Annotated in this window: 20 protein-coding genes; all 20 read left to right on the top strand. The window is 49.0% G+C overall.

Features of this window, described 5'->3' with window-relative positions:
- Positions 1–100 precede the first annotated feature (100 nt).
- Positions 101–1,258: a DUF4221 family protein gene (locus H8S65_RS02760; RefSeq protein WP_186928439.1), complete on the top strand. Its 1,158-nt coding sequence runs from the start codon at positions 101–103 to the stop codon at positions 1,256–1,258.
- Positions 1,251–1,688: a hypothetical protein gene (locus H8S65_RS02755; RefSeq protein WP_186928438.1), complete on the top strand. Its 438-nt coding sequence runs from the start codon at positions 1,251–1,253 to the stop codon at positions 1,686–1,688. Before H8S65_RS02760 ends, H8S65_RS02755 begins: the two co-directional genes overlap by 8 nt.
- 80 nt (positions 1,689–1,768) lie before the next feature.
- On the top strand, positions 1,769–3,613 hold the full coding sequence (locus tag H8S65_RS02750) for a hypothetical protein (protein ID WP_186928437.1): 1,845 nt from the start codon (positions 1,769–1,771) through the stop codon (positions 3,611–3,613).
- A 128-nt stretch (positions 3,614–3,741) separates the two neighbouring features.
- Positions 3,742–4,839, top strand: coding sequence for an efflux RND transporter periplasmic adaptor subunit (locus tag H8S65_RS02745; RefSeq protein ID WP_186928436.1), 1,098 nt, complete (start codon positions 3,742–3,744; stop codon positions 4,837–4,839).
- A 9-nt stretch (positions 4,840–4,848) separates the two neighbouring features.
- Positions 4,849–7,884, top strand: a complete 3,036-nt coding sequence (locus tag H8S65_RS02740; protein ID WP_186928435.1) for an efflux RND transporter permease subunit — start codon at positions 4,849–4,851, stop codon at positions 7,882–7,884.
- A 32-nt stretch (positions 7,885–7,916) separates the two neighbouring features.
- Positions 7,917–9,236, top strand: coding sequence for a TolC family protein (locus tag H8S65_RS02735; protein WP_186928434.1), 1,320 nt, complete (start codon positions 7,917–7,919; stop codon positions 9,234–9,236).
- The gene (locus H8S65_RS02730) at positions 9,229–10,386 is read left to right on the top strand and encodes an AraC family transcriptional regulator (RefSeq protein WP_186928433.1); all 1,158 of its coding nucleotides are present in this window, start codon (positions 9,229–9,231) and stop codon (positions 10,384–10,386) included. Before H8S65_RS02735 ends, H8S65_RS02730 begins: the two co-directional genes overlap by 8 nt.
- Before the next feature lie 97 nt (positions 10,387–10,483).
- Positions 10,484–11,692 carry an N-acetylglucosamine-6-phosphate deacetylase gene (nagA, locus tag H8S65_RS02725; protein ID WP_186928432.1) on the top strand — a complete coding sequence of 403 codons (1,209 nt, stop codon included), beginning with the start codon at positions 10,484–10,486 and terminating at the stop codon, positions 11,690–11,692.
- A 33-nt stretch (positions 11,693–11,725) separates the two neighbouring features.
- A complete protein-coding gene (locus H8S65_RS02720; protein WP_186928431.1) occupies positions 11,726–13,066 on the top strand; it encodes a Gfo/Idh/MocA family oxidoreductase in 1,341 nt (446 codons plus the stop codon).
- Entirely contained in the window at positions 13,066–14,382 is a 1,317-nt protein-coding gene (locus H8S65_RS02715; RefSeq protein ID WP_186928509.1) for a sugar MFS transporter, read from the top strand. Before H8S65_RS02720 ends, H8S65_RS02715 begins: the two co-directional genes overlap by 1 nt.
- Positions 14,383–14,495: 113 nt before the next feature.
- Entirely contained in the window at positions 14,496–15,266 is a 771-nt protein-coding gene (locus H8S65_RS02710; RefSeq protein ID WP_186928430.1) for a glucosamine-6-phosphate deaminase, read from the top strand.
- A 28-nt stretch (positions 15,267–15,294) separates the two neighbouring features.
- Positions 15,295–16,290: a Gfo/Idh/MocA family protein gene (locus H8S65_RS02705; RefSeq protein WP_186928429.1), complete on the top strand. Its 996-nt coding sequence runs from the start codon at positions 15,295–15,297 to the stop codon at positions 16,288–16,290.
- Positions 16,291–16,681: 391 nt separating this feature from the next.
- The gene (locus tag H8S65_RS02700) at positions 16,682–17,473 is read left to right on the top strand and encodes an O-methyltransferase (RefSeq protein ID WP_186928428.1); all 792 of its coding nucleotides are present in this window, start codon (positions 16,682–16,684) and stop codon (positions 17,471–17,473) included.
- 1,652 nt (positions 17,474–19,125) lie between these two features.
- Positions 19,126–20,070 (top strand): Rpn family recombination-promoting nuclease/putative transposase, encoded by a 945-nt coding sequence (locus H8S65_RS02695; protein WP_186928427.1) that lies wholly within the window; start codon positions 19,126–19,128, stop codon positions 20,068–20,070.
- Positions 20,071–20,367: 297 nt separating this feature from the next.
- A complete protein-coding gene (locus H8S65_RS02690) occupies positions 20,368–20,931 on the top strand; it encodes a cob(I)yrinic acid a,c-diamide adenosyltransferase (protein WP_186928426.1) in 564 nt (187 codons plus the stop codon).
- Between the two features lie 73 nt (positions 20,932–21,004).
- Entirely contained in the window at positions 21,005–21,226 is a 222-nt protein-coding gene (locus tag H8S65_RS02685; RefSeq protein WP_005633363.1) for a DUF2795 domain-containing protein, read from the top strand.
- A 111-nt stretch (positions 21,227–21,337) separates the two neighbouring features.
- A complete protein-coding gene (locus H8S65_RS02680) occupies positions 21,338–22,288 on the top strand; it encodes a PorP/SprF family type IX secretion system membrane protein (RefSeq protein WP_186928425.1) in 951 nt (316 codons plus the stop codon).
- Between the two features lie 3 nt (positions 22,289–22,291).
- On the top strand, positions 22,292–23,719 hold the full coding sequence (porK, locus tag H8S65_RS02675; protein WP_186928424.1) for a T9SS ring complex lipoprotein PorK/GldK: 1,428 nt from the start codon (positions 22,292–22,294) through the stop codon (positions 23,717–23,719).
- A gap of 51 nt (positions 23,720–23,770) precedes the next feature.
- The gene (gene porL, locus H8S65_RS02670; protein WP_255489013.1) at positions 23,771–24,844 is read left to right on the top strand and encodes a type IX secretion system motor protein PorL/GldL; all 1,074 of its coding nucleotides are present in this window, start codon (positions 23,771–23,773) and stop codon (positions 24,842–24,844) included.
- 6 nt (positions 24,845–24,850) lie between these two features.
- Complete coding sequence (porM, locus tag H8S65_RS02665; RefSeq protein ID WP_186928423.1) at positions 24,851–26,422, top strand: type IX secretion system motor protein PorM/GldM; 1,572 nt, start codon at positions 24,851–24,853, stop codon at positions 26,420–26,422.
- Positions 26,423–26,467: the final 45 nt, after the last annotated feature.

Here is a 26,467-nt window from a genome sequence, read left to right as displayed (position 1 = left end):
TGTCAAAATTCACTATCCTGTCATCTCGGACTTGATCCAAGATCGGAGTTGCTATGACAAAATAGAGTTTTGGCACTCTCTTTAATCTTATTGAACGCAGATGAAAAAAATAATATTTTTAAGTGCAATTATATTTTGTATTTCTTGTAATAAAGAAACTGTAAAGAATGAGCAGTGGAATAAAGTTGAAAATAGATGTACAATTGAATTAAAAGCAAAAGTGGATATTCCTATTGATGATGAGACATCTGCATTGATTCCATATATGCAGTATTTTGATGAAAATACAGTTACAGATATGTTATTAACTTTAAATACGCATAATAATTCAATTTATTTTTTCGATTATGCCCGTAAAGAGTTTATTAAGAAAATTATGTACGAAAAAGAAGGTAATAACGGTGTCGGAGAAATACAAGGATTTAACTATTTGAACCCGGATAGTATATTCGTATATAATTATTGGGGAATGACAATCTATTTGACAAATGATCGTTCCGTCGTGAACTGGAAACGACGTTTGCCTATGGATGGTTTTAACAGAGCTGAATTTATGCCTGCTTATCCTTGGCTACAAACAAATAGTCCGATGATATACTTAGATAAAGAATTAGTTTTCGGAGGCTTTATGGGAGCCGAAACGACAGCCCAAACTATAACGAACAGTCCAGTTACTACAATCTATGATTTTCAAAAAGATACAATCTTTTTTGCCAATAATTATCCTGAACAATACATAAAGTATAATTGGGGTGGTGGCTTTTTCAAAATGCCTTATTTTGATGTGAATAAGGATAAGAAAAATGTGATTGTCAGTTTTCCTCAAGATCATAATATATACGTCTATTCGTTGGATAGCAGAGAGCAACGTAAGTTTTACGCTGGCAGTTCCATGATCCCTGAAATAAAAGCCTTTGACCAAAAAAAGGAATTAAAGACACAATTGGATGATAATCGTACGAAAAGATGGTTCTTCTCGACGCCTTCTTATCGAAATATTATTTATGATAAATATCGAGATTTGTATTATCGCTTGTTTTGTTTACCATTAAAAGAAGGTAATGATAAATGGCAACCTTTAGGACTGATCGTTTTAGACGGGAATTTTAATTATGTAGGAGAAGGACTGTTACCAGAAGACGTAAATTTACGTTATTCTAATTCTTTTGTTTCAAAAGAGGGATTAAACATTCAGGTTATGACTGACAATGATGATCTAATGACATTTTATCAATTTAAGGTGGACATCCATGAATAAAGCAATCTTTTATATTTTAGGTCTGTTATTGTTTATCGGCTGTCAGCCGACAAGCTTTGAACAAGCGGTGAAGAAAGGTTTTGATAATTATTTGGATACGGCAGCCGTTAGGTATCAATATATCATGCTGATACCTAATTCCGGCTGTACAGGCTGTATCTCTGATGCGGAATATTTCTTTAAGGAATATAATGATCATGAGGAGATACTATTTATATTTACTCGTGTCATATCAAAGAAGGATTTACGCATACGTTTGGGGAAAGATAACTTGCAAAGAAAAAATGTCTTGATAGACAATGATAACAAGTTTTATTTTGAGAAATTTCAAGAATCGATCTATCCTATCGTCGCCGTGATAAAAGATAAAAAAGTGGTAGCATTAAAGGATCACGTTTTCCTGCGGGAAAAATATCCTCCGAAAGACTGATATTAGCTAAAATGAAATACTTTATCTTTTTTCTACTATGTTATTTCTTTTATTCTTGTCGAAGTTTCGAGGAAAGGCAATTGGCTTATGCATTGGATTTCGCAGGAGAAAATCGTAAAGAACTTGAAAAGGTATTGGATTATTATGCAGAAGATTCTCAGAAACTGGAAGCAGCCCGTTTTCTGATCCGTAATATGCCCCGGTATTACGGATATGAAGGATGGCGGCTGGATTCGATTCAGAAAATTTTGATAACAGCCGAACAGAAACATTTCATAGATGATTCCATTCTTCGGAAATGGACAAAACAATCTTTGTATTCCCTCCCCAAAATATATGATGCCCATATTATTAAAGCTGATTATCTGATAGAGAATATAGATTTATCGTTCAAAATGTGGAAAGAACGTCCCTGGAATCAGGATCTGCCTTTTGAGGATTTTTGCGAGTTGATCTTGCCTTACCGAATTGATGACGAACCGTTGAGCAATTGGAGACAGAATTATTTCGAAGTTTACTTTTCTGCCCTCGATTCTTTGAGTAATTGTACGGATCCATTGCGAGCATGTAACGCCTTATCGAAAGAATTAAGCAAGAAGGAATTTTTTTATACGGTGAATTTTGACATGCCGCATTTAAGTGCCCACTTTTTATTGGAGCATCATGTCGGTTTCTGCCGTGAGATATGCGATCGGGCTGTTTACGCAATGCGGGCTTGCGGCATTCCGGGCACAGTCGACATGTTTGTCTATTCTCCCGAGTATCAAGGAAGCCATCAGTGGAATGTGGTAAGAGGAAAGAATGGGGTGTTCTATCCTTTTTGGACAAGTTGGTACGAGATGGATAATAACATGAAGGGAGATGGACGAAAAAAAGGGAAGATCTACCGGCAATGCTTCGGCATGCAAAAAGAGGCGATTGAAGGTATAACGAGTCGGAGAAATGTCCCTCCATTATTTAAAAACCGATTTATAAAAGATGCGACAACTGATTACATAGGGACAAATAAAATAACGGTAGAAGTGGAGGTGAAGGAACCTTATATTTATTTAGGAGTATTCAGTCCGAACGGATGGATTCCTATAGATGTAGGAGAAAATATGGGAGGAAACGTAACCTTCCATAACGTAGAGCAAAATTTAATTTATCAAACCTTGTATTCGGATAGTGATACTTTGAAAATGGCTGGTTATCCTTTTTTGTATACACAAGATACAATACACCCTTTTATCCCTGAAACGAAACATACAGAACGGGCGGCGCTTCATCGTAAAATGTCATTGGTTAAAGGAATAAAAGCTTTTTTGTATCGGTATATCATTGGAGTTAGGATTGAAGGAAGCAAGAATTTGTCGTTCAGGAATCCAAGACAATTGCTTGCATTACAAGATACGCTAACTTCCAATTATCATGAATTTGTGTCATCAGATACGTCCTTGGTACGCTATATACGATATAATTCACCATTGGAACGTTCGATAGAACTGGCCGAAATCGCCTTTTGGGAAGATTTGGACATGAAAAAAGAAATTCCTGCAAAAGTCATAAATGATCTTGTGCCGCTTCATCCTGCTAATTCGATTGATAAAATAAACGATAAAGAAATATTGTCTTTTTTCGAATCTCAGGATACGACTTGTCATCTGTTATTTGATTTAGGGAAAGAAGTCTCTGTGAAAAAAATCTTGCTTTGTCCCCGTAATGATGACAATTATATATGGCCCGGTGATGAGTATGAATTATTTTACAATAATGGGATAAATGGCTGGATTTCATTGGGAAAACAAAAGGCAAAGGAGCGAGTCTTATATTACGATGTTCCGGCAAATGCTCTGTTTTGGTTAAGGAATCTGACTAAAGGAAAAGAAGAACAAATCTTTTTTTGCCGGGAAGGAGTTCAATATTTTGTCACGAATCTCCCTTGATCTTTGTAGCCATCTTTAAAAAAAGTGCAAAAGATTAAACCTTTTTGCTCCTAATTCGTCTATAATTTCGCGTACTTGTATATATTTACATGTCGATAAGTGTTTTTAAGTAGAATACCTGGAAAAATATGACGAAAAGAGTGAAGTGGGGCGTGACAGCCGTGATTGTTTTGATGATTGCCGGAATGATCGTTTACCCGCAGATTAAAAGCCGTATGAAAGCATCCAAAGATGCTGCCGAAGTGGTTCCGCCTGCCGGAAGCCAAGTTCGGAAACAAGTTTTGAATATTAATGCGGAAGTGCTGAAATATCAGTCCCTTACCGATAAGACCATTGTAACCGGCAGTACGATCCCCGATGAAGAGGTAGACCTCTCGTTCGAATCGTCGGGCAAGATCGTGGCTATCTATTTTACGGAAGGCACGCATGTGAAAGCCGGCGACCTGCTTGCTAAAATCAATGATAAACCGTTACAGGCGGAGCTGAAAAAGCTGGAGGCGCAAGTCCCTTTGGCCAAAGACCGCGTCTATCGCCAGCATACGCTTTTGGAAAAGGACGCAGTCAGTCAGGAAGCCTATGAACAGGTGGCGACCGAATATGAAAAGCTGATGGCGGATATCGAACTGGTGAAAGCGAATATCGCCCAGACCGAGCTTCGGGCGCCCTTTGACGGGATCATCGGCCTTCGGAATGTCAGTGAAGGCGCCTATGCCTCCCCTTCGACCGTTATCACTAAATTGACAAAGATCTCTCCTCTGAAAATCGAATTTTCCGTTCCCGAACGGTACTCTGCGGATATAAAGGACGGTACGCCGATCGTATTCAGGATGAATTCGTCTGTCGGCATGATGCAGGATTACAAAGCGACTGTCTATGCGGTGGAAAGTAAAATCGACGAGGCAACCCGTTCGCTGAAAGTGCGTGCGACCTATCCGAACCGGGACGAATCGATCGTGCCGGGACGTTATACCTCTGTCGAAATTACCCGTCGTGAGATAAAAGATGCGTTGGCGATCCCCAGCGAAGCGTTGATCCCGGAAATGGGAAAGAATATCGTTTATCTGTATAAGAGCGGAGTGGCGGAGCCTGCCGAGATCATCCTCGGTCTTCGCACGGAGAGCCAGGTGCAGGTCTTGAAAGGATTGAGCGTGGGCGATACGGTGATTACTTCCGGCGTGATGCAGCTTCGGACGGGAATGAAAGTGTCGATTGATAACCTGAAGTAACGAAATGGCATGGCGAATATTTCTGAAATAAGTATAAAGAGGCCGGTTCTGTCGACCGTGATGATGCTTATCCTCCTGTTGTTCGGGATGATCGGCTATAAATTCCTGGGTGTTCGTGAGTTTCCGAGTGTGGACAACCCGATTATTTCGGTAAACGTGTCCTATCCGGGAGCCAACGCCGAGGTGATCATGAACCAGATTACGGAACCGCTCGAACAAAATATCAACGGTATTCCGGGCATCCGTTCGTTGAGCAGCGTCAGTAGCCAGGGAAGTTGCCGTATTACGGTAGAGTTCGAATTGTCTGTCGATCTGGAAACGGCGGCAAACGACGTGCGCGACAAGGTTTCGCGCGCCCAGCGTTACCTGCCCCGCGACTGTGACCCTCCGACGGTTTCGAAAGCAGATGCCGATGCAACCCCGATCATGCAGATCGGTATCCGAAGCAGCAAGCGGTCGTTGATGGAACTGAGTGAGATTGCCGAACTGACGGTGAAAGAGCGGCTTCAGACCATTCCGAACGTGAGTGGCGTGGATATCTGGGGACAGAAGCGTTACTCCATGCGCTTGTGGCTGGACCCGATCAAAATGGCTGGCTACGGTGTCACTCCGCTGGATGTGAAGAACGCGGTAGATGCGGAAAACGTGGAGCTTCCTTCCGGCAGCATAGAAGGTAATACGATCGATTTGTCTATCCGTACGCTTGGACTGATGCATACGGCAACGGAATTTAATGATTTGATTATCAAACGGGATGGCGATAACATCATCCGTTTTCAGGACGTCGGGCGCGCCGAGGTCAGTCCGGAGGATTTGCGAAGCGTGATGCGTAAGAATGGCGAGCCGATGGTTATCGATGTCATCATCCCGCAGCCGGGTGCTAACCAGATCGAGATTGCCGACGAGGCGTACAAGCGTATCGAGCAATTGGAGAAAGACCTGCCGGAGGATGTTACGGTCGAAATGGTCTACGATAACACCCGCTTTATCCGTGCCTCTATCAAGGAGGTGGAAGAGACTATTTATGTGGCTTTCCTGCTCGTGGTGTTGATCATCTTCCTGTTCCTGCGCGACTGGCGTGTGACGATGGTCCCGGTGGTGGTAATCCCGGTTTCGTTGGTGGGGGCGTTCTTCGTGATGTATATCTCCGGCTTCTCCATCAATGTGTTGACGATGTTGGCAGTGGTGCTTTCGGTCGGATTGGTGGTGGACGATGCGATCGTGATGGCGGAGAATATCTATGTCCGTATCGAGCAGGGGATGGAGCCGAAGGAGGCGGGCATAGAGGGTTCGAAGGAGATCTTCTTTGCCGTTGTGTCTACGACGGTGACATTGGTGTCCGTGTTCCTTCCGATTGTCTTTATGGAAGGGATGACAGGGCGTCTGTTTAAGGAGTTCAGTATCGTAATCGCCGGTTCGGTGACGATTTCTTCTTTCGTGGCTTTGACCTTTACGCCGATGTTGGCGACCAAGCTGTTGAAAAAGCGCGAAAGCAAGGGATGGTTGTATGTGAAGACCGAACCGTTCTTCGAAGGGTTGAATAATATTTATGCAAAATCGCTGAATGCGTTCCTGAATCATAAGTGGTGGTCCATACCGGTTGTCGTGATCCTGTTCGGTTCTATCGGCTATTTCTGGCGGACGATCCGTTCCGAGCTATCTCCGTTGGAGGACCGTTCTTCCATTTCTATCCGTATATCCGCCCAGGAAGGTGCGACCTTCGAGTTTATCCGTGACTTTACGGACCAGATCGCAGCTATGGCAGATACGCTGGCGCCGGAGCGGCAAGCGTTGACGGTTCGTGCGAATAATAGCAACGGATTTATTTCCGTGCTGTTGCCGGATATCAAGGACCGCGAACGTTCGCAGATGGAAATTGCCGATGTCTTGTCCAAACATGTGCGCGGTAAAACGGAAGCACGCGCTTTTGTCCAGCAGCAGTCCACTTTCGGCGGACGTCGCGGGGGGATGCCTGTGCAGTATGTCTTGCAGGCGACGAGCCTGGAAAAGTTGCAGGAATATTTGCCTGCTTTTATGCAGAAGGTGAGCGAAAGTCCGGTGTTCCAGATGGCGGATGTGAACCTGAAGTTTACGAAGCCTGAAGCCCGCATCGAGATCAACCGCGACAAGGCTTCTTCGTTAGGTGTCAGCACCCGCACGATTGCCCAGACATTGCAGTATGCGTTGAGCGGCCAGCGTATGGGATATTTCTATATGAACGGGAAGCAATACCAGATATTGGGCGAGATCAACCGCCAGCAGCGTAATACGCCGTTGGACCTGAAGTCCATCTACGTCCGCAGTGATGCCGGGGAGATGATCCAGTTGGATAACCTGGTTACGTTGAAGGAAGATGTGGCTCCGCCTCAGTTATATCGGTATAACCGCTTTGTGGCGGCGACCGTTTCCAGCGGCCTGAACAAAGGCTATACGATCGGCGACGGCCTGGACGAGATGGACCGCATCGCTGCGGAGACGTTGGACAACAGTTTCCGTACGGCTTTGTCGGGCGAGTCGAAAGAGTTCCGCGAGAGTTCGTCCAGTTTGATGTTTGCCATGATCCTGGCGCTTTTTATGATCTATCTGGTCTTAGCGGCGCAGTTCGAGAGTTTCAAGGACCCGTTGGTCGTAATGTTCACCGTTCCGTTGGCTATTGCGGGGGCGTTGATCTTTATGAGCTATTCGGGCGTGACAATGAATATATTCAGCCAGATCGGTATAATCATGCTGATCGGACTGGTGGCGAAGAACGGTATTTTGATCGTAGAGTTTGCCAACCAGCGGCAGGAAGCGGGGTTGAGCATGGCGGAGGCGATCCGTTTGGCTTCCACGCAGCGTCTGCGTCCGATCCTGATGACCAGTATTTCGACGATCTTAGGATTGGTTCCGCTGGTATATGCTTCGGGCGAAGGGGCGCAAGGACGTATTGCGATGGGTATCGCCGTAGTGGGCGGCATGGTCGTTTCGACATTCCTGACGTTGTTCATCGTCCCGGCCATGTATAGCTTTATCTCTACGGACAGACAATCGAAAATTAAGAATTAAGAATTAATAATTAAGAAATAAGGCAATTGAGGATGAAGAGGTTTCTTTTATTAATATGTATAGCATTTGCGGTCGTTCCGGCCGGGGCGCAACGGGTGTTCAGCCTGGACGACTGCATCCGGACCGGATTGGAGCATAATTACTCCATCCGCATCATCCGCAACGAACAGCAAGTCAGCGATAACAATGCAACACCGGGCAATGCCGGCTACCTGCCGACCGTCGACCTGAGCAGCGGTTTCAGCGGCACGCTTAACAATAATAGCAATAAGTTGTCCGACGGGACGACCGAAAAGACAAACGGCGTCCACAACGAGACGGCGGACGTGGGCTTGAATGTGAACTGGACCGTCTTCGACGGATTAGGCATACAGGCCACTTACGACAAGCTGAAAGAATTGCAGAACTTAGGCGAACTGAATACCCGGCTGACAATCGAAGACTTCGTTGCCGACCTTTCGAGCGAATACTACAACCTGATCCGCCAGAAGATCCGCCTCCGCAACCTCCGTTCCACGCTCGATCTCTCCCGCGAACGCTTGCGCATTGTGGAAGAGCGGTATTATATCGGCTCGATGTCCCGCCTTGACCTCCAGCAGGCGCAAGTCGACTTCAATGCCGACAGTTCCAATGTCCTGAACCAGTTGGAACAAGTGCATACTTCCCGCATCCGCCTGAACCGGCTGATGGCTTTGGAGGATGTGGAGGAACAGGTACAGATCAAGGACTCCCTGATTACTCCCAACCCGTTTTTAGATGAAGTGGAACTCTGGAAAAGCACGCTTGCTTCCAATTCCGCCCTGCTGATCGCCAAGAAGAACCAGGTGATTTCCGAGCTGGACTATAAAAAGATAAAGAGCCGCAACTATCCGTATGTCAGGCTGAATGCCGGATATGGCTATACGGCGAACTGGTACGAAGTGGGAGCGACCGACCTTCAGCGCCGCCTCGGATTGAATTACGGTGTGACGGTCGGCATCAACGTGTTCGACGGTTTCAACCGGAAACGTGAACAGCGGAATGCCCGGATTCAGATCCAGAACCAGGAATTGCGCACGCAGGAACTGGAACTGGGGTTGCGGGCCGATATGAGTAATTTCTGGATGGCTTATCGCAATAACCTGGACTTGTGGAGCCTGGAAAAAGAGAATTTAGTCGCAGCACAGGAGAATTACCGGATTGCGATCGACCGCTATAAGTTAGGCGACCTGTCCGGTATCGAACTGCGTGAAGCCCAGAACAGCCTGCTGGAAGCAGAAGAGCGGCAGTCCATCGCCGAATATTCCACCAAGATATGCGAAATTTCCCTTTTGCAGCTTAGCGGAAAGATCATGGACATGTTCCATGATTAAGATCCTGTTGCTGACGGATTTCTCCAGCGGCTACGGACGCAGCCTGCTGGAGGGCGTGGTCAGGTATGCCCGTGAGGCCGGCCCGTGGGTGTTTTACCGGATGCCCCTGTATTACCGGGAACTGCATGGCGACGAAGGAGTCGTGCGCTGGGCGAAGGAATGGGGAGCCGATGCTATTATCGCCCAGTTGACCGATGTGGACTTGGACATCCTGAACCGCCTCGACATCCCGATTATCGTCCAGAACTACAAAGAACGCTATCACGGCCTTTCCAACCTGACCGGCGATTATTACGGCACGGGCGTGATGGCCGCCGAGTTTTTCATCCGCAAAGGATTTAGGGCCTTTGCCTATTACGGCTTTACGGATACGGTCTGGATGCGCGAGCGGGGCGAAGGTTTCCGCGACACGGTGGCGGACCACGGATATCCCGTTTATGCTTTGGACGACGGCAAGCAGATGTCCGGCAGACAGTGGAACTTCGATGCCGGACGTGTCAGCCGCTGGTTGCTCGATTTGCCTAAACCGGTCGCCCTTTTTGCCTGCGACGATTATTACGCCTTGCAGATTACCGAGGTTTGCAAGATGTATGACATCGATGTTCCCGGAGACATTGCCGTCTTAGGCGTGGACAATGACAACCTGTTGTGCAATATCTCGGACCCGTCCCTCTCCTCGATCGAGTTGGATATCGAGAACGGAGGCTATGAAGTCGGCAAGCTGCTCCATCAGTTTATCGAGAAGGAAATCACGGCTCCCGTCGACGTGATCATCAAGCCGGTGCGGATCGTTCCCCGCGGTTCGACGGAACGCTTTGCCGTCTCCGATAAATATGTCGGGCAAGTGTTAGGCTATATCGACGAAAATTATCGGAATCCGCTTTCAGTGGAGGACCTGATCCGGCTCATCCCCTATTCCCGCCGTGTGCTGGAAAAGAAATTCAAGGGCGAAACCGGTATCTCCGTCTACCAGTACATTCAGCAACAACGCATCGATCGATTCGCATCTTTGCTGATTACGACCGACCTTCCTTTAGTCGAAGCGGCAGCCAATGCCGGATTCACCGACTACAAAAACATCTCCCGCATTTTCGTTAAAATGAAAGGCATGACACCTTTGCAATACCGGAAACGGTTTGCCGTCCGGTAAAGTATTCGTATTTTGAGGATTTTGTTTCGTGATTATACCCTAATTGCGAAAAATAATGTGCTTAATTTGTGCATCGATAATCTAATATGCGATTGCCATGAGAACAACACTGATAAACGGACGTTTGATTCTGCCGGACGAAATAGCAGAAACCGGATATGTCGTGATAGAAGACGGCAAAATCGCCGCCATAGGAAAAGGCGAACCGGCCGCACCGCTTTCCGGCGAGGTGATCGATGCCCGTTCCCTTTATATTTCACCCGGTTTCATAGACTTGCATACGCATGGCGCCGGCGGAGCCGATTTTATGGACGGCACTGTCGAAGCCTGGCTGACCGTTGCAGAGACGCATGCCCGCTACGGGACGACTGCTTTGCTTCCGACCACGCTTACCTGCCCGGATGAAGAATTGTTCCATATGTTCGATGTCTACACGGAGGCAAAAAAACGGAATACGCAAGGCGCACAGTTTTTAGGCATCCATTTGGAAGGTCCCTATTTCGCATACAGCCAGCGGGGGGCACAAGACCCGGCGAACCTGAAACAACCCGTTCCCGAACACTACAGGAAGATACTGGACGCATCCGGCGACATTGTCCGCTGGAGCATTGCCCCGGAATTACCCGGCGCCCTCGAACTGGGACGACTGCTGAAAAGCTGCCACATCCTGCCCTCGGTCGGGCATACGGATGCCGTTTGCGAAGAGGTGATGGAGGCTTTCGAATCCGGCTATTCCCTGATGACCCATCTTTATTCGGGCATGCAGGGCGTCACCCGCCGGAATGCTTACCGCTATGCCGGCGCAGTCGAAGCGGCGTTCCTGATCGACCGGATGGATGTCGAGATCATAGCCGACGGCATTCATCTGCCTAAAAGCCTCTTGCAGCTGATCTACAAGTTCAAGGGAGCGGACCGGATCGCCCTGGTCACCGACTCGATGCGTGCAGCCGGCATGCCGGAAGGAACCTATAAATTAGGCAGCCTGAAAGAAGGGCAGACAGTCGTGGTGGAAGACGGGGTAGCCAAATTGCCCGACCGGTCCGCCTTTGCCGGGAGTGTCGCGACGACGGACCGCCTGGTGCGGACAATGGTGGAAACAGCCGGAATCCCGCTTCCGGAAGCCGTCAGGATGATGACAGCCACACCGGCCCGCATCTTAGGCGTGGACGACCGGAAAGGAAGCCTGCAAGCCGGGAAGGATGCCGACATCATCCTCTTCGACGACCACATACGCGTTGCCCGGACATTGATTGGCGGAAAGACAGTCGCCACATCCGATCGGACCGTTCAGGCACAGCTTACATAGAAATCACGGAAAGAAAACTTAAAATAATGCATTATGATAACAAGACGTAGTTTTTTGAAGAGAGCGGCAGCCGGTACGGCGATCGCTTCGTTTGGGGGAATTTTACCCGGTTTCAGTGCCCGGAGCTATGCCAACATAGTCGGGGCGAACGAACGGATAAACGCAGCCGTCATAGGCGTCAACTCGCGTGGGAAAGCATTGGCGCAGAACTTCGCCAAGCAGCCGAATTGCCGGGTTACCCGCATCTGCGACGTCGATTCGCGCGCCCTGTCCAAATGTATTGCCGCCGTAGATGAAATCACGGGGCAGCAGCCTGCCGGAGACAAAGACCTGCGCAAGACCTTCGGGCAGAAGGATGTAGATGCCGTCGTGATCGCGATGCCCGACCATTGGCATGCCCCTGCCGCCCTGTTGGCGATGAAAGCGGGCAAACATGTATATCTGGAAAAACCGTGTAGCCACACTCCGGCGGAAGGCGAGATGCTGGTCGAGGCCGCCAAACGGTATAAACGGGTGGTCCAGATGGGGAACCAGCGGCGTTCGTGGCCGAATATCGTAGAGGCCATCAACGAAATCAAAGCCGGGACAATCGGAAATGTCTATTTCGGTAAATCCTGGTACACCAATAACCGCCCTTCCATCGGGACGGGCAAGGAAACAGCCGTTCCCGAATGGCTCGACTGGGAACTGTGGCAAGGACCGGCTCCGCGCACCGCCTTCAAAGACAACTTCATCCACTACAACTGGCATTGGTTCTGGCGCTGGGGAACCGGCGAAGCCCTGAACAACGGGACGCACATGGTCGACCTGCTGCGTTGGGGAATGGAACTCGACTTCCCAACGGCGGTGACCTCTACCGGAGGCCGCTACTATTACAAGGACGACTGGGAAGCGCCCGACACGCAAGTGATCAACCTCGACTTCGGCGGCAAAAAGTCGATGATGTGGGAAGGCCATTGCTGCAACCCGTTCCGTATCGAAGGCGAAGCGGTCGGGCTTCTGTTCTACGGCGAGAAAGCGAACCTGCTGATCGGCGGCGGAAACGAATATAAGATACTGGATCACAAGAACCAGGTGATCAAGCACGTGACAAGCAATATCCGGATCGACCCGCGCAATAAGATGAATCCGGCCCAGCAATTGGACGCCCTTCATATCCAGAACTTCTTCGACGGCATCACGAAAGGGACGCCGCTCCATGCCGACATCCTTTCCGGCCACAAGAGCACGTTGCTGGTACAATTGGGGAATATCGCCCAACGTTCGGCCGAACGCCTGCTGGTCGATCCGTCCGACGGCCATATCCGTAACAAGGAAGCTGCCGGCAAGTATTGGTCCCGTACATACGAAAAAGGCTGGGAGATGAAGTTATGATGGCTACAGCAGACCATAAAGCCGGCAAGCGGCAGGTGGCGATCGGGATTGCCATTATCGGAGTCGTGTTTTTCATCATCGGCTTCGTGTCGTGGGTGAACTCGATCCTGATCCCTTATTTCCGGATCGCCTGCGAATTGACGAACTACCAATCCTATTTTGTCACGTTCTCGTTCTACATCGCCTATTTAGTGATGTCGGTTCCCGTCGCCTACCTGTTGAAGCGGACGGGCTATAAGAAAGGGATGATGTACGGTTTCTTCTGCCTGGCCGCCGGAGCTTTGTTGTTCGTGCCGGCAGCGTTGAACCGCGCCTACTGGATTTTCCTGACCGGCCTGTTCACGATGGGCACGGGGCTCTCCGTCCTGCAGGCTTCGGCGAACCCGTATATCACGATTATCGGGCCGATCGAAAGCGCGGCACGCAGGATCAGCATCATGGGAGTCTGCAACAAATTCGCCGGCATCGTCTCGCCCCTGATCTTCGCGGCAGTCGTATTGGGAAAAAGCCAGGATATCCTGCGGGCGGTCGAAGACGGGCTGTTGTCCGGAGCGGACAAGGAAGCGGCCCTGAACGAACTGATCCGGGGCGTCATCCTTCCCTATAGCGTGCTGGCGGTTTTGCTGGTGGGGATCGGTGTGTTTATCTACCGTTCCGTATTGCCGGACATCAATCCCGAAGACGAAGACGAAAAGGTGGCGGCAGCCAATTCGGACAAGACATCCGTCTTCCAGTTCCCTTATTTAGTGTTGGGCGTGCTGGCACTGTTCCTGCACGTCGGCACGCAGGTGATTGCGATCGACACGATCATCAGCTATGCCGGTTCGATGGGAGTCGGGCTGTTAGATGCCAAATTCTTCCCTTCCTACACGTTGGGGGCAACCATTTTAGGCTATATGTTGGGCATCCTCCTGATCCCGAAAGTGGTTTCCCAAAAGAACGCACTGATCTTCTGCACAGTGTTGGGGCTGACGCTTTCCTTAGGCGTGGTATTGGCTGATGTGAACGTCTCTTTCTTAGGGCACGATGCGAACCTGTCGATCTGGTTCCTGGCCTCCTTGGGCTTTCCCAATTCGCTGATATACGCCGGTATCTGGCCGCATGCGATCCGCGACTTAGGACGGTTTACGAAGATCGGTTCTTCCCTGCTGGTGATGGCGCTGTGCGGAAATGCAATCCTGCCGCTCGTCTACGGAAAAATGGCGGACATGACTTCCCTGCAACAGGGCTACTGGGTACTGATCCCTTGTTTCCTTTACCTGATCTGGTATGCGGTGCATGGCTACCGGATCACGCATTGGCGTTGCAATAAATAAGTTCTTACAAATGATGATTTATATGTAAACTAACAAACGAGAACCTGCGGCAAGCCATCGATATTATACACCGATAAATAATGATTTATCAAATCAGATAACATCCAATTAAAATGAAAATAGACAATCTATCCATCTATATTTTCCCGGACAGGCAGGCGATGGGGAGGCAAGCTGCCGCTGATGTTTCGGCGGCGATACGGGAGTTGTTGGAGAGGAAAGCGGAGATCGGCATGATCTTCGCTGCCGCTCCTTCGCAAAACGAATTCCTGTCCGCTTTGATTGCCGATCGTTCTATTCCCTGGGAACGCGTCAACGCCTTCCACATGGACGAATACATCGGGCTTTCTCCCGACGCGCCGCAAGGTTTCGGCAACTTCCTGAAAGAGCGCCTGTTCGACAAAGTCCCTTTCCGCAACGTGTATTACATCCCGAACGACGCCACCGACCACGCCGCCGCCATAGCCGGCTATTCCCGCCTGCTGGCCGACAAGGGAGTCGATATCGTCTGCATGGGAATCGGAGAAAACGGCCATATCGCCTTTAACGACCCGCATGTCGCCGACTTTGCCGATCCCCTGCCGATGAAGGTCGTGGAGCTCGACCCGCGATGCCGCCGGCAGCAGGTCAACGACGGGTGCTTTCACACCCTTGCGGAAGTTCCCGAACGCGCTTTCACACTCACGATCCCGGTCTTGATGTCCGCCCCCTGCACCTTCTGCATCGTCCCCGCCCGCACGAAAGCCGGAGCCGTCTACAACACGCTCTATGCCCCGATCAGCGAGCAAAACCCCTCGACCATCCTCCGCCGCAAAGAGAACGCCCGGCTCTATTTGGACGCCGACAGCGCATCCCTTCTTCCGGAAGACCAGCCAAGTAAATAAACGAATAACCTTCTAATAATCAAAAGATATGAAACACAGAACAACCTTGCTCCTATTGGTACAGCTCTTCGCCTGGTTCGCCCTTCAGGCACAGGAAATAATCCGCGTAGGCGTGATCGGGCTCGACACCTCCCACTCCGAAGCCTTCATCCGCCTGCTGAATGCAGACGACCCGGAACCGCAATACGCCGGGTTCAAGGTCACGGCCGCCTATCCTTACGGTTCCAAAACCATCGAATCGAGCGTGAAACGCATCCCCGAATACACGGAAGGAGCCAAAAAGAACGGTGTGAAGATCACCACTTCGATAGCCGAACTGCTGAAAACGGTCGATTGCGTCCTGTTGGAGACAAACGACGGGACGCTCCACCTCGAACAAGCCGTGGAAGTGATCAAAAGCGGCAAACCCCTGTTCCTCGACAAGCCCGTTGCCGCCACCCTGCCGGATGCCATCGCCATCTATCGCTTTGCCGAAGAGCGGAATGTCCCGATCTTCTCCTCGTCCGCCCTGCGCTATTCGCCCAGGAACCAGGAGTTGAGAGCCGGAAAGGAAGGCAAGGTAGTCGGAGCCGACTGCTATTCTCCCTGCACGGAAGAACCTTCGCACGCCGGCTTCTACTGGTACGGCATCCACGGCGTTGAAACACTCTATACGCTGATGGGTACAGGCTGCGAATCCGTCTCCTGCGTCTCGACGGAAGGAACCGATGTGGCTGTCGGCGTCTGGAAAGACGGGCGTATCGGCACGTTCAGAGGCTTGCGCGAAGGAGCCCGTCCCTACGGGGGAACCGCTTTCTGCGAAAAGAAGATGTTCCCGGCAGGCGGCTACGAAGGCTATGGCAAGCTGCTGGAAACGATCCTGACCTTCTTCAAAACCCGCGTCTCGCCCGTCGACCAGACGGAAACAATCGAAATATATACCTTTATGGAAGCCGCCAACGAAAGCAAGCGGCAAGGAGGTAAACCCGTGAGTATGAAAGCCATATACGAGAAAGCAACTAAAGAGGCTCCTATTGTGCGCTGAATTCAGGCAGAAAGTATTAACTTTGCCTTATTATCGCAGGTAAATGAAGATTTATCGGTGTGTTTATAGCAACAATGTCTTAGGTAACGAAAATATCTTAGGGCTCTCTTTTGCCGTCTGCTTCAGCAGACGGATAGATGATTGTTCCGGCTTTGCCGGTTCCTCTGTGGGTTTTAACCCCTTTAAATATAATATATGAAAAGGGACTAAAGTCCACAGAGGAAGAGGCTTTGCCTCTAAATCTTTTAATCCGTCTGCTGAAGCAGACGGCAAAAGAGAGGGCTCATGTCTTGGGCTATGCTCTATCGGGCTTACAGCCCTAAGACATTGTCGTTATAAACACGCCGATAATTAGCATTCCCTCCCTGCGGAAACCTATAATTTATAATTTATGCAGATCATTCCCAAAGCTAATACACTAAGAAAAGGCGTACTTTTATACCGGGGCATCCGTTACCGCAAAGGCTTCGGGGTTCATTCCCCCTTTGTTTTCAATCTGATCACGAAGGTGATCGAAGAACGCTGCCAATATTATAGTTTTTATGACATCGAACTGATCCGTAAACAGCTGCTTTTCCAAAATGGCGAGATCGCCTATCCCGACCGCCAGCAAAAGGGAAAGATGCGAAGCCGTACGATCGGCCAGATTGTCGAACGGGAGGCGATCCGCCCCAAACACGGCGCCCTGCTTTTCCGTCTTGCCAACTATTTCAAATCGAAACATATCCTTCAGTTGGGTCCTTCCATGGGCCTGTCCACTTTGTACCTGACTTCATACGCATCCGGACTGAAATGTATCGCCCTGGAAAACGTGCCGGAGTTTGCCTCCATCGCCCGTATCGCTTTCAATAAAGCCGCCCGCAATCCGGTCGACCTGCGTGTCGGAGGGTATAAGGATTTGCTTCCGGCAGCCTTGAAGGACATGGAGCGGCTCGACTTCGTCTTTTTCAATACCCTGTACGAGCAGCAAAACAATAGCTGGCTGTTTGAAGAATGCCTGAAACATGTGCATGGCGACACGGTCTTTGTCTTCGAAGGCATCAAAGCCAGCCGCAAAATGCGTGAGTTCTGGCAGGAAATATGCGCTCATCCCGAAGTAACGGTGACGATCGACCTGTATTCGATGGGAATCGTGTTTTTCAACAAGAGGCTGCATAAGAGGGATTATATTGTTTACTTCTGACTTTTTATCCGGATATAAACAGTCAGCCCTAAAAAAAGGTCGCCCGCATCCCGGCAATGAAGCCGGTTGATGCGAAGCAACCTTTCGACAGCAAGTTTTCGGAGGGTCTTATCATCACAAAAAACAAGCTGTTTAAAAACAACTGTCAGATTCTCGCGAACGGACAGTTGCACAATGAAAAACGTACAGTCGTACATGCGTTGCGTTACGACCTTTTATTTTAATAATATAATATGAACTTATTTTTAAAGGATGCGACAGGACACAAAAAAAGCGTGAGACTGCCGCGAATTATCCGTCCGGAGGCGTTTCCCAATGCCCTACCTATAGATAATAAGCAACAGCCCACGCCATTATATGCTATACATTTCTGTATATATACAACCGACGTGAGCATTTTGTTGCTATTATCCCGATAGATATGAAAAATTTGGGAAACTTTCCGTCCCGGAATAATACCTTTAAAAATGCTTTATTCAAAAAAAACGAGTCATTGACAACTTGCCGCTGCAAGCCGGTAGTTCAATGACCTTGCAAAGATAAATATAATTTTGGATAAACAATCCTCAAAGCCCCATCATCCTCTCTTTTGCCGTCTGCTTCAGCAGACGGATTAAAAGGTATGGAGGCAAAGCCTCTTCCTTTGTGAGCTTTAGGCCCTTTTATGGATTATATTTAAAGGGGTTAAAAAACCACAGAAGAACCAGGTTCAAATATTCTTTCTAATGAGATAATTTATTTAGCTCAACAGTGATTGGGTGATGCAGTCACTTACTCAACGGAGGTTAGGTTTGAACCAATTTTAGGCACGGATTTCACGGATTACACGGCAAGAAGTTTTTTTTCAAAACATATTTAAACCGTGTAATCCGTGAAATCCGTGCCTAAAATATAGGTTCAGTTTTTCTTAGATTATCCTCTAAATACCCCTGGTTATTTTATTAAATTAGGGTTCACACTGCTTTGGAGACTCTGTAGATCAGCATGTTGCTGTGAACCCTGTGAATGCAAGATAAAAAAAGGCGGGATCGATCGATAGGATTGGATGATCGTAAACAGATTTCACAGCCTTCACAGCCTTCACAGCCTTCACAACAAATTGCTGGCCATTAGCCTTTTACCGCCGTGAACCCTATTTTCAGTTTTCTCATATAAGGGTTCGGAATTGGTTCCTGTCCCATAAAATATAGGTTATAGGCTAAAAAATACAGCCTTTAGCCTGTCCGGGAAAAGCCTATAGGGCAGCAGGAAAAAGGCAGGCATCTATCCGGCAACCGATGCCGACCTTTTCGGGAAGCGACAGCCATCTATAGGAACAACTTCACAGACTCATATTCTGGAAGATTTGAACCAATTTTAGGCACGGATTCCCTTAGTTTAGGGATAAAATACAAGTACCTGATATACTTTGAATGAAGTAAAAAACGAATCCCAAACAGTGCATTAATAAACATTGATAACCAGCCTATTGCAGTTTCCCCCTGGAGGAAACGGAAATTCCCTCGGCAGGAAACGAGAGTTCCCTATGCTGAAAGGAATCAGGGCATCAAAATATTCCATTGCTTTGTTATTGTTCATAAAATCTTTATATTTGCCACATCCATGTAGCCAAAGCGGCTACAGGAATAAACAATTACAAAAATATCTTAGCTATGAATGAATCATTCTTTCCTACAAAGGAAAAGTTTATCAATCCCTATACAGATGAGGGGTTTAAAAGAATTTTCGGAAGTGAGATCAACAAGGACATGATTATCAAATTCCTGAACAGTCTGCTTAACGAAACGATTAGGGACATAACCTTCCGCAATGTAGAAGCGTTTGGGTTAGGACGAAACGACAGGAAAGCGGTATTCGATATTTTCTGCAAGACAGACAAAGAAGAGATGATCATTGTCAAGATGCAGAAAAGTTCACAAAAGTATTTCTCCGACAGAGTGTTATATTATGCTTCTTTTGCTATCCAGCAACAAGCGTCATATGCGAAGGAGCAGTTGGAGCAGGAATTGAAAGAGTTGAAAGAAGGCCAAGAGGCCGGTTGCCAAACGGCACAGAAACGGCTTCGTTGGAATTATGCCGTGAACCGTGTATATGTCGTTTGTGTTTTAAATTATATCATGGATCGGAAATATCCCGATAAATATCGCTGGGATATAATTCGCATGGACCGGGAGCTGAAAGTCCCTTTCAGTGATACACTGACGGAAGTCTATCTGGAGATGCCCAAGTTTACCCTGAAGCTCTCCGACTGTGATACATTATATAAGAAGTTTTTATTTGTACTAAACAATATTGATATCTTGGAACGATTACCGAAAGAACTGAACGAACAGATCTTCCAAAAGCTAAAAAGCATCGTGGAGATCGAACGCATGACTCCTGACGAGCGCCTTGCCTACGAGCTTAGTTTGTCTACCGAACGTGATTTATATGCTTGCATGGAAACAAAATACGAAGAGGGGATGGAAAAAGGTAAAGTTGAAGGTAAAGCTGAAGGTAAAGTTGAAGTCGCAGGCAAGATGAAGAGCCAAGGGATCCCTGTTGAAACGATCGCCCAATGTACCGGTCTTTCGGTGGAAGAAATAGGAAGTTTATAATCTATCTCTGATTATACAGGATCAGCAGAGCCGTTCGGATATCCGTTCGCTTTGCTGATTTTCTTGTTCCAGAGCCACCTTCTTCTCACATCCGTATCTTTCATTCTGGCAGTTCCTGGGGCGACTGGAGTAGTTATTTATGAACGGGCAACGGATTGGGAAGAATGTTTCACATCTTGTCAAAATAAATAATCCGATTCCTTGCACAATTCCCGGAATCTGACGAATATTGTACTTCTTTTTGCAACATCTGGCAAGGATGTGCGATTATATAATAAAACGATAAGTTATTGTCATATGAAAAAGAGCATTATATACACAGGGACCGGCGACAAGGGAACCACTTCCTTAGTTGGCGGCGAACGGGTGTCGAAAGCGCACCAACGTATCGAGAGTTATGGCACGGTCGACGAGCTGAACTCGTTTATCGGGCTGTTGATCACCTCTCTGGAAGAGAAAGCGGATCAGGATTTTCTGCTGTTTATCCAGCATAAGCTGTTCACGATCGGTTCCTATCTGGCAACCGACCAGGAGAACACCGAACTGAAAATAGAGAGCAAGGTGATGCCGGAAACGATCACCCGTATCGAGCGGGAAATAGACCGCCTGGACAACGAATTGCCCAAGATGCGAAACTTCGTTTTGCCGGGAGGAAGCCGTTCGGCCTCTTTGGCGCACGTGTGCCGAACAGTCTGCCGGCGCGCCGAACGCCAGATCTATCGTTTAGCGGAGACAATTACGGTTGAAGAGCCTGTCCTGGTCTTCATGAACAGACTGTCTGATTATCTGTTTGTTCTGGCACGTAAGGAATGCATACGGAATAATGGCAAAGAAATTATCTGGGATTATACTTGCATCTAAAGAATATTGTTTTATTTTTGCGGAAAATTTGAGAACCTGACCGCCGCAAGGTGGTTATTAATACTTGACAGCTATGTATTGGACATTAGAGTTAGCTTCAAAACTGGAAGACGCACCCTGGCCTGCAACCAAGGATGAATTGATTGACTATGCACAACGTTCTGGCGCGCCACTGGAAGTGATTGAAAATTTGCAGGAAATGGAAGACGAAGGTGAGATTTATGAATGCATGGAAGATATCTGGCCCGACTATCCAAGTAAGGAAGACTTTTTCTTCAATGAAGAAGAATATTAATGTGCGATAAAAACGTACAGGCATGAAATAATAACGAGGTGGCAGGGTTATGTCCCGCCGCCTCGTTTGCTTTTTATACAATTTATTCGGATTTATTCCGTTTCTTGATATATGAACAAATATCTCCTGCTCATAATCCTTTTAGTAACCGGCCTCACGGGAGCGCGGGCGCAATACGACTCGCAGCTAAGCCAGTATTTCATGGCGTTGGGTTATTATAATCCGGCGTATGCAGGTGTATCGGGAGACTTGAATATGCTCGCCTTGTCGCGCTTGCAATACGTCGGGATCGACGGGGCGCCGACCTCCTTCTTCATCAATGCGGATATGCCGCTGAAGATCGGGAAAACCAATCATGGCGTCGGGCTGGTCGTCTTTACCGAAGGGATCGGGCTTTTCGTCAATACACATGTCAATTTGCAGTATGCCTATAAACAAAAACTGTTTGGCGGCACGCTCAGTATCGGAATGCAGTTCGGAATGGTAAATCAGTCGTTCGACGGAGAAAAGGTCTTTTACCCGACCAGCCAGTTCCATCAACGGGAAGACCAGGCGATCCCGCAGACGCAGGCAAGCGGAATGGGCTTCGACATGAATGCCGGACTTTACTATCAGCGCAAGAATCTCTATGCCGGCGTAGGCGTCACGCACTTAAACAAGGCGGAGATCTCATTGGACGATTATTCTTCCATGTATCTTGCCAGTACATATAATTTGATAGCCGGATACAATATTCAGTTCCGAAACCCGTTGTATGAATTACAGCCGTCTGTATTCTTGAAAACAGACATGCAGAGTTTCCAGGCGGACATAACTGCCCGGCTGTTTTATAATAAGATGTTTAACGGAGGTTTTTCCTGGCGTGTGAATGAGTCGGTGATCCTGTTGTTAGGAGCTAAGATCGGGAGTTTCCAGGTAGGATATGCGTATGATTTCCCTATCTCTACCATACCCATCTTGAAAGCCACGAGCGGAAGCCACGAGTTGGTAGTAAGCTACAAGTTGAAGTTGAAAAAATCGAAGTCAGGAAAGAATAGACACAAAAGTGTACGTATATTATAGTATATGAAAAAAGTATTGTTAGTACTTGCGGCAGTAGCCCTGTTTACCTCATGTGGCAGAACCCTTTCCGGTGGCGGGGGCGAAGTGACGGGGGTACGATCGGTTGCGTTTAACGAACCTGCTCCCTACGGGATGGTTCTGATCAAAAGAGGCTCATTCGAGATGGGACCCGCTGATAAGGATTCCTTGTGGGGAATCAATCCGGAAACGAAAGGCGTCTCTTTCGATGCTTTCTGGATGGACGAGACAGAGGTGACGAATGCCAAATACCGCCAGTTCGTGTATTGGGTGCGCGACTCCATTATCCGCGAACGCTTAGCTGATCCGGCTTATGGCGGCAACGACCTGTTTAAGATCACCGAAGACCGCTATGGCGAACCGGTTACCCCGCATCTGGACTGGAGCCGCCCGATTCCCTGGAAACGTGCCAATGAAGACGAGATCCGGGCGATCGAAAGCGTCTATACCGTTAATCCGGTGACCGGCGAAAAGACGCTGGACCCGAAACAGATGGTCTATCGCTACGAATGGTACGACTATACGTCGGCAGCCCTCCGCAAACACAACCTGGACCCGGCGGCGCGCGTGCGTAACACCGACATCCAGGTCGATCCTAACGAAGTGATTATGATTTCAAAAGATACGGCCTACATCACCGAGGAAGGCGAGATCGTGAACGAAACCATCACGCGCCAGCTTAGCGGGCCGTGGGATTTCCTCCATACCCGTATCGTGAATGTCTATCCGGACGAAAGTTGCTGGGTGAACGACTTCAACAATGCCTATAACGAACCGTATATGCGTATGTACTTCTCGCATCCGGGCTATGACGATTATCCTGTAGTGGGTGTTTCCTGGGAGCAGGCGACCGCTTTCTGCGTATGGCGCACCAACCTGTTCAAGGAATCCCTGAACTTCCCCAGCGGACAGGCCATCGAGCCGTTCCGCCTGCCGACCGAAGGCGAATGGGAATATGCGGCCCGTACAGGCAAGAACGAAAACAAATATCCGTGGGCCGGCGACGAGCTGGTGAGCGGCAAAGGTTGCTTCTTAGGCAACTTCAAGCCGGGCAAGGGCAATTATACGGAAGACGGACACCTGATCACTTCGCGTGTCGGCTCTTTCGCCCCGAACGAATTCGGCCTCTATGATATGGCGGGCAATGTGGCGGAATGGACATCGACCTCCTATTCCGAATCCGGTCCGAGCCAGATGAGCGACATGAACCCGGACCTGCGCTACAATGCTGCGAAGGAAGACCCGTACGCAATGAAGAAGAAAGTCGTACGCGGCGGTTCCTGGAAAGACGTGGCACAGTTTATCCGTTCGGATATGCGCACCTTCGAATACCAGAACGAAACCCGTTCATACATCGGTTTCCGTTGCGCCCGTACACAAATCGGTTTCTCAAGAGTGAAAGGTAAAAAATAACGTAGGGGCGGGGTTCGCCCGCCCTCTCTAAAAACGAATATACATTATATTATGGGAAAATATAGAAGATATAAAAACAGAGTCGAGATGTACCTCGCCAGCGAAAGAGGCAAGCGGGTGCTTAATTTCTGTTATAGCTGGGGGGCCTCCATCGTGATTATCGGCGCCTTGTTCAAGCTCTTGCATGTGCCTTATGCTAACTGGGTCCTTGGTATTGCCATGACCGTAGAAGCATTGGTGTTCTTTATTTCAGCATTTGAAAAGCCGTTTAACGAATACCACTGGGAAGAAGTGTTCCCGGTCTTGAAATCTAAGAATCCGCTCGACCGCCCGGATTTTGTCAATACGCCTATGTCCAACCTGGTCAATTCGCCGGAGAATACGGCTGACGATGAAGCGGGCACAGGACTCAACATCAATTTCGGCGGCAAGCAAGCAGCCGGATTGGGCAATCTCGGCCTGGATGTGAGCGAAGAAGACACGAAGAACCTTTCCGACAGTATCAAGAAACTGAGCGGTGCTGCCGAACAGATCTCCAAGATGGCGGAACTGACGGAAGCGACGCAGAAATACCTGGAACAGCTTTCAGGCATGTCCGAACACATGGAACGTTTCAGCCAGGTAACCAACTCGCTGACCAACGTCTCCGACACGCTCTTGAACTCGTACAAGAACATCACCGACAATTCCGACGGCATCAACCAGAATTCACGCGGCTACGTGCAGCAGATGGAAATGCTGAACCGCAATATCTCCGGCCTGAACACCATCTACGAAATACAGTTGAAGAGCATCAGTTCGCAGATCGAATCGATCGAACATATCAACGGCGGCCTGAACCGCATCCGCGAAATGTATGACGGCTCTGTCGTGGACAGCTCCGTATTCCGCAACGAAACGGAAAAAATGACGCGCCAGTTGGCCGAACTGAACCAGGTTTACAGTCGCCTGCTGCAGGCCATGACGGTCAATATGGGGTATCAGCAGCCCGCACAACCGCAGCAGCCTGTTTACCAGCAGCCGCAACCGCAGCCCGCACAGCCGCAGCCGTACCAGCAGCCGTACCAACAGCAGCCCTACGGTTATCAACAGCAGGCGCCCTATACAAACAACCCAATGAAGTAAACGGATATGGCAGGAATAGCAAATAATCCCAATTCGCCCCGTCAGAAGATGATCAACCTGATGTATCTGGTGTTCATCGCCATGATGGCACTCAACGTGTCGTCGGAGGTACTCGACGGTTTCGAACTGGTGGAAGACAGCTTGCGAACCTCTATCGATAATACTTCGACCCGCAACAATCTCGTCACGGAGGAGTTGGAGGCCTATTATCAGACGAATCCCGAAAAAGTACGCGAGTGGTACGAAAAGGGGAACAAGGTAAAGCATGCTTCCGACAGCCTGTATAACTATGTGCAGGACCTGAAAGTGCGCATCGTGCAGATTGTCGACGGCAAGGATGCCGATGTCAATAATATCGATCATAAGGACGACCTCGAAGCGGCTTCCCGCGTGATGTTGTCTCCCGTTTCGGGCGAGGGCAAGAAATTGCGCCAGAGCATCGAAAAATACCGGACGCTGATGGGCGAGATGGTGGAAGATTCTGCCAAGACGCGCATCATCGAAGCCAGCCTCTCGACGACACCGCCTCACAAGGCCGGTATCAATACCCGCACCTGGGAAGAGGCCCTGTTCGAGAATATGCCGGTAGCGGCAGCAGTCACCTTGTTGACGAAAATGCAAAGCGATATCCGCTACGCCGAAGGCGAAGTGTTGTCGAACCTGTTGAGCAGCGTCGACATGCGCGACTATCGTGTGAACCAGATCACGGCACAGGTGATTCCCGAAAGCCAGATCGTCATGCGCGGAAGCCAATACAAGGCGAATATCGTCTTATCGGCAGTCGACTCGACGAAGCGTCCGACCGTTTATGTGAACGGCAAGGAGTTGCCTTATGATGCAAACGGCATGTTTACGGCTGTGGCCGGCGCTCCGGGCACTTATCCGGTCAAAGGATATATCGATATGCCGGGTAGCGACGGCAGCGTGATGCGCCGCGAGTTCGAAAGCGAATATTTCGTGACGGAACCGAGTGCGACGGTAGCGCCGATGCTGATGAATGTGTTGTATGCCGGAATCGCCAACCCGATCCGTATTGCCGTGCCGGGCGTGCCGAGCGGCAATGTGACGGCGGCCATGACAAACGGGACATTGGTCCGCAAAGGCGACCAGTGGGAAGCGCGCCCTTCAACGCCCGGAACGGATGCCGTCGTATCTGTCCATGCTAAGATGGCGGACGGGCGCAGCGTCGAGATGGCGAAAACGACTTTCCGCGTACGTGCCCTGCCCGACCCGATGCCTTTTATCGAGTATAAGGACCAGAACGGCAACATGCGCAAGTTCCGCGGCGGCCAGTTCTCCAAACGCAACCTGGTGGAAGCCGACGGCATCCAGGCAGCTATCGACGACGACCTGCTGAACGTACCGTTCAAGGTGTTGAGCTTCGAACTGACCTTCTACGACTCGATGGGTAACATCATCCCGGAAGTCACGCAAGGCAACCAGTTCTCGCAACGTCAGAAAGACTATATCCGCCGCCTGGCAAGAGGCAAACGCTTCTACATCACCCATGTGAAAGTGGCAGGCCCGGACAACAAGGAACGTACCATTCCGACCGCCGTCGAAGTAATCGTCAATTAACATAACGTAAGGGCAGGTTTCATACCTGCCCGCAACAAATAAAAT

Origin of the sequence: Parabacteroides hominis, from assembly GCF_014287585.1 — a bacterium.
Classification (GTDB): Bacteria; Bacteroidota; Bacteroidia; order Bacteroidales; family Tannerellaceae; genus Parabacteroides; species Parabacteroides hominis.
This window is presented reverse-complemented; position numbering and strand designations above follow the sequence as displayed.